Source organism: Treponema endosymbiont of Eucomonympha sp., assembly GCF_001028545.1.
The window spans coordinates 1-2,083 of the sequence record NZ_BBPW01000127.1; the positions used below are offsets into that span (position 1 = coordinate 1).

Annotated in this window: 1 protein-coding gene; it reads left to right on the forward strand. The window is 57.8% G+C overall.

The window, feature by feature from the left end:
* On the forward strand, nt 1-1,262 hold a 1,262-nt coding region (locus AWU74_RS05245), incomplete at its 5' end, for a glycogen synthase (protein ID WP_062328342.1).
* Nucleotides 1,263-2,083 lie beyond the last annotated feature (821 nt).

Here is a 2,083-nt window from a genome sequence, read left to right on the forward strand (position 1 = left end):
ACGAACAGGAAAACCCCGCCCACAGGCGCGGCACCGGATTCAACGACGTACGGCTGATCAACGGCTTATTCCAAAAGGCGGCGCTGGCATACGGGCTTGCGTCGGGAGCCGTGCCGCGCCTCGTCCACTGTCACGACGCGCCGACCGCATTGCTGCCCGCGCTGGCGCGGGAGAATCCGCAGTTCCGGGCGCATTTCGCGCCGACCGCGTTCGCGGTAACGATTCACAACGCGGGACCGGCCTATCACCACGAGTTTTACGCGCTCGGCGAAGCGGCGCACCTCACCGGAATCAGCGGCGAAACGCTGGGGAAAAGCCTGAACGGAAACCGCGTCGAGCCGTACCTGCTCGCGTCGTTTTACGCGCACCTTACCACCGTTTCCCCGTGGTACGCGGAGGAATTGTCGCGGGTGCAGCAGCCGGACAACAGCGACGGACTTTCCGCCTGCTTTTCGCGGCTGGGCACGCATATTACCGGAATCACGAACGGCATAGACGCCGAATCATACGATACGACGAAGCCGGAAATCTCGCTCCTGCCTTATCCGTTCGACCCGGCGGAGAACGATTTCGGCGGCAAATACCGGTGCAGGGACTATTTGCTGCAGTTGCTGTCGTCGCCTGACAAACCGGACGCCTATTTCGCCGGCGTCGACCGCTTCGGCACGCTCGGCGCGGCAGGCGGAACGGGCGTGCTCGTCGCGTATCACGGGCGAATTGTGCACCAGAAGGGAATCGATGTGCTGCTGCGCGCGATAGAGCTGCTGCTTTCGCGGGGCGCGCCGCTCTCTTTCGCCGTTCACGGACAGGGCGAATCCGGCTTTGAAAACTGGCTCGTCGCGCTCGCGGAACGGTTCCCCGGAAAGTGCGCGTATTGCCGCGGGTACAACAAACGGCTGGCGCGCCTGTGCACGGCGGCGGCCGATTTTCTGGTGCTGCCGAGCGCGTTTGAGCCGTGCGGGCTGGAGGATTTTATCGGGCAGTTGTTCGGGACGATTCCCGTCGCCCACGCGACGGGCGGCTTGCAGAAGATACTCGACGCGGAAACCGGCTTTCTGTACCGCGACAACACGCCGGAGGCGCTTTCGGGGCTGCTCGCGTCGCTGGCGGACGGCTTCCTTGCAGACCGCGCGGCGTATGCCCGAATAGCCAGCCGCGCGGCGCGCTATGTCAGGGAAGAATATTCGTGGAGACGCATAGTCTCCGAACACTACGCGCCGTTCTACCGACGCGTCCTCGAAGACCTTCCCCGCGCTCCGTAAGAGGGGAACGCGGAGAAAAAAGCGGGGAAGCCTCTCCGCCGCCCCAATCTGCCGTTGCAACACCGTCTGTGCTTGCGGGTTTTGTTTCTCGTGTTCCTTGCGTTTTAACCCAAATATTTTATCGACCAGCGCGGCAAGGTTATCGCAGGCTGTTTTGTCGGCGGGCTTGAATAGGTCTGGGACGGGCATAGTTTCCGTCGCTTTCCAACCTTTTATGCCGCCCCCATTCCCGGCAAGCAATGCTGCTCAACGAATAGAATTTGCCGCCAAACGAATAAAATCAATAATTCAACGGATAAAACTCGTCATCCGACGAATAAAATTCGTCATCCAAATAATAAAATTCGCCGTTTTATTCGTCGGATGAACCATTTTACGAATAAAATTCAGTGCGCAACGAATAAAATTTACCGTTAGACTAATAAAATTAATCATTAAACGGGTAAAAAGGGCGGAGGGATTTGTCTGAAAAGCTCGGTTGCTAGTATGTCCGCTCGGTGGGCGTGCTGGTTATGCAGCTTCTTTATCCTTCTTCTCCACCTCCTTAATCTCCTCCTCCGTTAAGCTATACAATTTATACACCGCCCCGTCAACTTGCCGTTGCAACACCGTCTTTGCCTGCGGGTTCGGTTCCTCGTGTTCCCGCGGCGCAAAACAATGCTGATAATAGCCAGATAAATGAATGCGCTGAACATAACATCGAGCTTGTCGTAACGAGTATACACGCGGCGGAACGCCTTCAGTCGGCGGAAGAAACGCTTAACGCCGTTTCACTGTCTGTACAATTCGCGGTCATAGTCCCGTAACTCTTTGCGGCTGCG